The 7,849-nt window shown below is 56.2% G+C and carries 7 protein-coding genes; 2 read left to right on the top strand and 5 right to left on the bottom strand.

What is annotated here, in order from left to right; translation table 11 throughout:
* Nucleotides 1-178 precede the first annotated feature (178 nt).
* Both dksA and EI185_RS12170 read left to right on the top strand, forming a co-directional pair.
* On the top strand, nt 179-598 hold the full coding sequence (dksA, locus tag EI185_RS12175; RefSeq protein ID WP_124705424.1) for an RNA polymerase-binding protein DksA: 420 nt from the start codon (nt 179-181) through the stop codon (nt 596-598).
* 26 nt (nt 599-624) lie between these two features.
* Nucleotides 625-1,047, top strand: a complete 423-nt coding sequence (locus tag EI185_RS12170; RefSeq protein WP_223247815.1) for a hypothetical protein — start codon at nt 625-627, stop codon at nt 1,045-1,047.
* Nucleotides 1,048-1,117: 70 nt separating this feature from the next.
* Here EI185_RS12170 and pnp read toward each other — a convergent pair whose 3' ends face one another.
* From pnp to infB, 5 genes are all read right to left on the bottom strand, one after another.
* Complete coding sequence (pnp, locus tag EI185_RS12165; protein ID WP_124705422.1) at nt 1,118-3,235, bottom strand: polyribonucleotide nucleotidyltransferase; 2,118 nt, start codon at nt 3,233-3,235, stop codon at nt 1,118-1,120.
* A gap of 84 nt (nt 3,236-3,319) precedes the next feature.
* Nucleotides 3,320-3,589, bottom strand: a complete 270-nt coding sequence (gene rpsO / locus EI185_RS12160; protein ID WP_124705421.1) for a 30S ribosomal protein S15 — start codon at nt 3,587-3,589, stop codon at nt 3,320-3,322.
* 102 nt (nt 3,590-3,691) lie between these two features.
* The gene (gene truB / locus EI185_RS12155; protein ID WP_124705433.1) at nt 3,692-4,624 is read right to left on the bottom strand and encodes a tRNA pseudouridine(55) synthase TruB; all 933 of its coding nucleotides are present in this window, start codon (nt 4,622-4,624) and stop codon (nt 3,692-3,694) included.
* A 19-nt stretch (nt 4,625-4,643) separates the two neighbouring features.
* On the bottom strand, nt 4,644-5,042 hold the full coding sequence (rbfA, locus tag EI185_RS12150) for a 30S ribosome-binding factor RbfA (protein WP_124705420.1): 399 nt from the start codon (nt 5,040-5,042) through the stop codon (nt 4,644-4,646).
* Nucleotides 5,042-7,831 (bottom strand): translation initiation factor IF-2, encoded by a 2,790-nt coding sequence (gene infB, locus EI185_RS12145; RefSeq protein WP_124705419.1) that lies wholly within the window; start codon nt 7,829-7,831, stop codon nt 5,042-5,044. The genes rbfA and infB overlap by 1 nt, the downstream gene beginning before the upstream one ends.
* Nucleotides 7,832-7,849: the final 18 nt, after the last annotated feature.

Genomic DNA, 7,849 nt, shown 5'->3' with positions numbered 1-7,849 from the left:
ATGTCATGTCGTTGATAGGCATCAGCCATTCGCGTCCACCGCAGTTTATGTAAAAAACTATTTTAACATATCACGTGACGACACTGTCTAGCCTTTATATGAAGTTTGTTGCTCTACGGGGATATTTCTGCTATTAAAGCGGTTTGTCTTTTTTCAGTATTTGGAAGCGGTAACTATTATGGCGACAGAATTCACCAAGTTCACACCTTACGTACCAAAAAAAGGTGAGGAGTATATGAGTGCCAAGCAACTCGGGCATTTTCGCAAAATCCTGGAAGGCTGGAAAGGCGAATTGTCGCAGGACATTGATGGCACCATCCATGCCATGCAGGAAGACGCCACCTTGTTTGCCGATCCCAATGATCGTGCCAGTCAGGAATCCGACATGGCGCTGGAACTGCGCAACCGTGATCGTGAACGCAAGCTGATCAAAAAGATCGATGAAACCATCGCCAAGATTGAAAACAAGGATTACGGCTATTGCGAAGGCTGCGGCGTGGAGATTGGTCTGAAACGTCTGGAAGCTCGTCCGACTGCCACCCTGTGTATCGATTGCAAAACACTCGATGAGTTCCGCGAGCGTCAGGTCGCTCGCTAAACCCGTATTGAATGGGCAGCACGGCAATGTCCGAATTCGAATCCAAACTGAATGGTATGTTGTTCAGCCTGATGTCGTGGGAGCAATTGACGGCATTCTGGGCGCGGGTAGATATGAATGCAGGATGGTATCTGTATGCCGTGGGGCAAGAGGTACCCAGCGTACCCGCAGCGTATGAACAGGTGTCCCTGTTCGTGCAGAAAATTGATGCGTTGCTGCGGCATGAGCATGAAGAAAGCTACTGCGGTATCGTTTATGCAGATGATCTCGAACAACCGAGTTTTATCAAGATCTACGACCCGGGCAATCTGGGCGTGTCGTGCGGCTCCAGTAAAATAAAAGTACAGCCCGGTTGGGTGATGAGCCAGTTTGCTCCCATCGAACTACAGGCCAAAGCCGTGCCTGCCAACCGCACGCGCTGGTGGCAGGGTTTGTTTAGCAGCAGCTGATAAGGTTTTGAGTGGCAATAAAAAAGCAGCCGGATGGCTGCTTTTTTATTGCCTGAATCAACCTGCCTGTTTACTCGGTAGGTGCGGCTTGCTCGGTCTTGACGGGTGGTTCCAGCAGGGCCTTCATGGACAGGCGCAGGCGGCCTTTCTCATCGGCCTCCAGCACCTTGACCTTGACCTGCTGGCCTTCGGTCAGGTATTCGCTCACTGCGTTGACACGCTCGTGGGCGATCTGGGAGATATGCAGCAAACCGTCTTTGCCTGGCAACACGCTGACGATGGCGCCGAAATCAAGCAGCTTGATCACGGTACCGTCGTAGGCCTTGCCGACTTCGACTTCAGCAGTAATTTCAGCGATACGCTTTTTGGCGGCTTCACCGGCTTCGCTGCTGGTGCAGGCGATTTTTACGGTGCCATCTTCATCAATATCAATCTGGGTGCCGGTTTCTTCGGTCAGCGCGCGAATCACGGCGCCGCCTTTACCGATCACGTCGCGGATTTTTTCCGGGTTGATCTTCATGGTGATGATGCGCGGCGCGTAGGCAGACATCTCCACGCGCGGTGCTTCCACGGCGGATTTCATGATGCCGAGGATGTGCAGGCGGCCTTCCTTGGCCTGATCCAGCGCCACCTTCATGATTTCCTTGGTGATGCCGGTAATCTTGATGTCCATCTGCAGGGCGGTGACACCCGCTTCGGTACCAGCCACCTTGAAGTCCATGTCGCCGAGGTGATCTTCATCGCCCAGGATATCGGTGAGCACGGCGAAGCGGTTGCCGTCCTTGATCAAGCCCATGGCGATACCCGCTACGTGGGCCTTCATCGGCACGCCCGCATCCATCAATGCCAGGCAACCTCCGCACACCGAGGCCATTGACGAAGAACCATTGGATTCGGTGATTTCCGATACCACGCGCATGGAATAGCCGAATTCTTCACGGCTCGGCAGAACCGCCAGCAACGCACGTTTGGCGAGGCGGCCATGGCCGATTTCGCGGCGCTTGGGTGTGCCGACACGGCCGGTTTCGCCAGTGGCATAGGGGGGCATGTTGTAGTGCAGCATGAAGCGGTCGCTGAACTCACCTTGCAGCGCATCCACTTTCTGTTCGTCGCGCCCGGTGCCCAGCGTGGAAACCACGAGTGCCTGTGTTTCTCCGCGGGTAAACAGAGCGGAGCCATGGGTGCGCGGCAGTACGCCGGTACGGATGGTAATGGGGCGTACGGTGCGGGTATCACGGCCGTCGATGCGCGGTTCGCCGGACAGGATCTGGCCACGCACGATTTTGGCTTCCAGATTATGAAAGACATCGTTGAATTCATTGACTTGCAGCGTACCCATATCCGCCGTGACCAATGCTTCCATCACCCGGGTGCGCACTGCGTCGATTTCTTGCGAACGGGCACGTTTCTGGCGCATGCGGTAGGCCTGCTGCAGACCGGTTTCTGCCAGTTCGGTGACTTTGGCGACCAGTTCGGTATTGACTGCGGGAGCGGTCCATTCCCAAGGTTCAGGATTGACTTCATCGGCCAGTTCGTTGATCGCGTTGATGGCTACTTGCATCTGGGTATGTCCGTATACCACGGCGCCGAGCATGATTTCTTCGGATAGTTGTTGTGCCTCGGATTCCACCATCAGTACCGCGCTTTGGGTACCGGCAACGACGAGATCCAGCGCCGATTGGGGCAACTCGCTGGCCAGCGGGTTGAGCACATATTCATTGTTGATAAAACCGACCCGCGCGGCGCCAATCGGGCCTTCGAACGGGATACCCGAGATAGCTAGCGCAGCCGATGCGCCAATCAGTGCAGGAATGTCGGAATCCACTTCGGGGTTACTCGACATCACCGTGGCGATGATTTGCACTTCGTTGTAAAAAGCTTCGGGAAACAGCGGGCGCAACGGACGATCAATCAGGCGCGAGACCAGCGTTTCTTTCTCGGACGGACGGCTTTCGCGTTTCAGGAAGCCACCGGGGATCTTGCCGGCGGCGTAAGTTTTTTCCTGATAATCCACAGTCAGCGGGAAGAAATCCTGGCCTGCCTTGACTTCCTGTTTGCCGACCACGGTGACCAGCACCACGGTGTCGTCCATGTTGACCAGGACTGCGCCACCAGCTTGACGAGCGATTTCGCCGGTTTCGAGCGTGACAGTATGGCGACCATACTGAAAGGATTTAGTAATCTTCATCGGATTCCTTTAGTTATCAAACAAAACCGCCCCGCGGTAACGGCGGGGCGGTATATGGTGCGGCGATAATGGCGTGCCCGGTATTTATTTACGCAGACCCAGAGTCGCAATGATATTGCGATAACTGTCGTTATTGGTGCGCTTCAGGTAATCGAGCAATTTGCGACGACGGCTTACCATTTTTAACAGGCCACGACGTGAGTGATGATCTTTGCTATTGGCTTTGAAGTGATCGGTCAAGCCGTTGATACGCGCGGTGAGCAGGGCAACTTGCACTTCGGAAGAGCCAGTGTCGCCCGGGGCGTGTTGGTGTTCGGCAACGATTTTTGCTTTGTCTACTGCGGTGGCAGCCATGGTGTTCTCCTATTTGGATAAAACAATCGCGAAGCGCTTCGGCTGGGATGCACTTCGTTCAAGAAAGCGCGGATTCTAGCAAAAAAATGCTTTTTACTCAAGTCATTGCGCTGAATTCTGTACGCATGGCAAGTTGCTGGCCATTAATCTGCGCGCTATGGCGAGTCCGTCGGGCTGGAGTTCCACCAGTCCGAGAAAACGGTGCTGGCTGTCGTATGCACGCACCAATCCGGTCAGCTGCATGTAGGCAGAAAGTATTTGGCGCTGGCCTTTGAGCAAGGCTGCCGATTCCGTGTCGTTGAGTTCGATGCGTGGCAGATAGGTAACCAGCCCATCGACAGGTAGCAGCAGCTGGTCGCGCGCAGTGATATCGGTATTTTCCAGCGTTGCCAGACTGACTGCCTGATCCAGATGGAAACCCCCGCTTGCTGTACGGGCCAGTTCGGTCAGATGCGCGCCGCAGCCCAGTGCTTTGCCGATGTCTTCGGCCAGCGTGCGGATATAGGTACCGGCACTGCAACGTACATTTATGGTTGCCTGTGAGCCATCCAATGCACAAAGTTCAATGGCATGGATGTGGATGCTACGGGATTTGCGCTCGATTTCGATGCCGGCACGCGCATATTCATACAGCGGTTTGCCCTGGTGTTTGAGGGCGGAATACATGGGGGGCGTTTGCTCAATGGTGCCGATGAAGCGGGCAATTACAGCATTCAGATCAGTGCGTGTTACGTTGACCGGTCTTGTGTCCAGCACTTCACCTTCAGGATCGCCGGTCGTCGTGGTAACACCCAGTTGTATCACGGCACGATAGACCTTGTCGGCATCCAGCAAATATTGGGCGAATTTGGTTGCCTCGCCCAGGCACAAAGGTAACAAGCCGTTTGCGAATGGATCGAGGGTTCCGGTATGTCCGGCTTTTTCGGCCTGAAACAGGCGCTTGGCGATTTGCAGCGCGGCATTGGAGGTGATGCCGACCGGTTTGTTGAGGAGTAATACGCCATTCACGGCGCGTTTGATGCGTTTGAACTGCACTGCCGCAAGCCGGTAATGATTATGAATCGGCGTCGGTATCAGCAGGAGGCTGTGGCCGTTGGCTGCGGTCTTCGGCGACCGCATTGTCGATCAGATTGGACAAGGCGGCACCGCGTTCCACAGAAGCGTCATAAACGAAGGTCAGCTGGGGTGTCAGCCGCAGTCGCATTCTTGGCCCCAGCCGCGTGCGCAAAAAACCGGCGGCGCGAGTGAGCGCCTGCTGCACTTCCGGGGCGCGCGCAGCGCCATCGAGGAGGGTAAAAAATACCTTGGCGTGTTCCAGATCGTGCGTGGCGACCACTTCGGTGATCGTGATCATGCCGACGCGCGGGTCTTGCAGTTCCAGCCGGATGATCTCGGCCAACTCACGCTGGATCTGGTCGGCAACGCGCCGCGAACGGGGGAAATCCTTGGGCATCAGAGGGTGCGGGCCACTTCAACGACTTCAAAGGCTTCCAGCTTGTCGCCGACTTCGAGCTCGTTGAAATTTTTCACCGAAAGCCCGCATTCGAAGCCGAATTTAACTTCCTTGACGTCGTCCTTGAAACGCTTGAGCGAGTCGAGTTCACCGGTATGAATAACTTCATCGTTACGCATGATGCGCACTTTGGCGCCGCGCTTGACCAGGCCATCCAGCACATAGCAACCGGCCACGGTGCCGATTTTGGAGATGTGATATACCTCGCGCACTTCCACCAGGCCGGTGATGTTTTCTTTCTGGTCGGGCGTCAACATGCCGGACAGTGCCGCCTTCACCACATCGACTGCTTCGTAGATGATGTTGTAGTAGCGGATATCCACACCGATGGATTCGGCCAGTTTGCGCGCGGTGGCGTCAGCACGCGTATTGAAGCCGATGATCACGGCCTTGGAGGCCATCGCCAGATTGACATCTGACTCCGAGATGGCACCCACGCCGCCATGCAGAATGTCCACCTTGACTTCGCTGGTGGATAGTTTCTGCAGCGAGGTGGCGAGTGCTTCGTAAGAACCCTGCACGTCGGATTTGATGATCAGCGGCAGGCGCTTGGCCTCGCCTTCGCCCATCTGCTCCATGATGGATTCGAGCTTGGCGGCCTGGCGCTTGGCGAGTTGCACATCTCGGAACTTGCCCTGGCGGAATAGCGCGATTTCGCGTGCCTTGCGTTCGTCATTCAATACCATGGCGTCTTCGCCCGCCTTGGGAACATCGGACAAACCCTGGATTTCCACCGGGATGGCGGGGCCGGCTTCCTGCACCGGCTTGCCGTCTTCGTCCAGCATGGCGCGTATGCGTCCATAAACACTGCCCGCCAGCAGCATGTCGCCGCGCTTGAGTGTTCCGGACTGCACCAGCAGCGTGGCGACTGGGCCACGGCCCTTGTCCAGACGCGCTTCGATAATTACGCCCTTTGCGGGGGCATCCTGCGGCGCTTTGAGTTCGAGTACTTCGGCTTGCAGCAGGATGGCTTCCAGCAGCGCGTCAATATTCTGTCCGGCCTTGGCAGAGACTTCGACGAATTGGGTGTCACCACCCCAGTCGTCCGGCACCACACCCTGCGCCACCAGTTCCTGGCGGATGCGCTCGGGATTGGCGTCCGGTTTGTCGATTTTATTGACTGCAACCACCATTGGTACATTGGCTGCCTTGGCATGGTGGATGGCTTCAATGGTTTGCGGCATGACGCCGTCATCAGCGGCCACCACTAGCACCACCAGGTCCGTCACCTTGGCACCGCGTGCACGCATGGCGGTAAACGCCTCATGACCAGGGGTATCCAGGAAAGTCACCATACCGCGGGCGGTTTCCACATGATAGGCGCCGATGTGCTGGGTGATGCCACCGGCTTCGCCACTGGCTACGCGAGCCCGGCGAATCGCATCCAGCAGAGAGGTTTTGCCGTGGTCGACGTGACCCATGACAGTCACCACAGGTGCGCGTGGCAGGCTGGGGACCTCGCGCAATTCGTCCGCTTCGAGGAAAGCCTCGGGGGTATCGAGGGGCGCAGGCTTGGCAACGTGACCCATTTCTTCTACCAGGATCATGGCTGTTTCCTGATCCAGAACCTGGTTAATGGTGACCATGCTGCCCATTTTCATCAATACCTTGATGACCTCGGCAGCCTTGACTGACATTTTGTGGGCGAGATCGGCGACGCTGATGGTTTCCGGCACCAAAACCTCATAAACGATGGGTTCAGTCGGTGCACTGAAAGTGGTGTTGGTATCTGCGTCAGACTTGTGTCGTCCGCCACCTTTGCGGTTGCGCCAGGCGTCACCGCCTGTGTCGCCACGTGATTTGATACCGCGCTTCTTGGCTTGCAGATCACTCCAGCTGGATTCTTTTTCTTTTTTGGTCGGCGCTTTGACAGCCTTGGGTTTTTCGCCCGGTTTTGGGGTGGGCTTGTGCAGCGTTCCCTCGGTCGCGACAGGTTTGGGCGCAGCGGCTATTTGCGCGGCTTCAGCCGCAGCCTTGGTCTCTGCTTCCAGCGCCAGTTTGCGTTGCAGGATGCGATCCTGCTTTTCGCGCAGTTCTTCCGCCTGACGCGTGTGCAGAGCGGAATGGCGGCGCGCTTCTTCGGCTCGCAAAGCAATTTCTTTTTCGTCCAGCATAGGCTTGGCGGCTGGGGCACGAACACGCTTCGCCGGGGCTGCAGCAGGTTCAGACTTTGTTTCAATAGGCGCTACTTCTGAAATGCCTTCAGCAGATTCCGGCTGGGCAATGGCAGGTTCGATTTCCGCAAGTTCAGTTTCGACAGACGGTGTCTCGTCGATTTTTGGCGTTTCGGCAACTGTTGTTTCAACTTCGACAACCGGGATGACTGCCTCGGCTGTCACCGCTTCAACCGCTGTTTCTGTTTCGATGGGTGCGGCAGGGCTGGTTTCAACAGGAGCTGCTGGTGCGGAGGGTGCCGACGTTTCTTCAGGCTGAACAATCGCGTCACGCTTTACCAGTACGCGTTTTTTGCGTACTTCCACCTGAATAGTCCGGGATTTGCCCGTGCTATCCGCTTTCTTGATCTCAGTGGTTTCCTTGCGAGTCAAAGTGATCTTGCTCTTTGGCTCTTTGGCACCGTGTTTCTTGCTGAGATAATCAAGCAGGCCGGATTTATCCTGTTCGGTTACTGTGTCGTCGGCGTTGGATTTGTCTACGCCAGCGGCGCGCAGCTGTTCCAGCAGCAGTTCAGTGGGCAGCTTCAGTTCCTGGGCGAATTGCTCTACATTCATATATGGGCCGTCAGGGCT

The organism is Sulfuriferula multivorans (assembly GCF_003851125.1).
GTDB classification, from domain to species: domain Bacteria; phylum Pseudomonadota; class Gammaproteobacteria; order Burkholderiales; family Sulfuriferulaceae; genus Sulfuriferula; species Sulfuriferula multivorans.
This window is presented reverse-complemented; position numbering and strand designations above follow the sequence as displayed.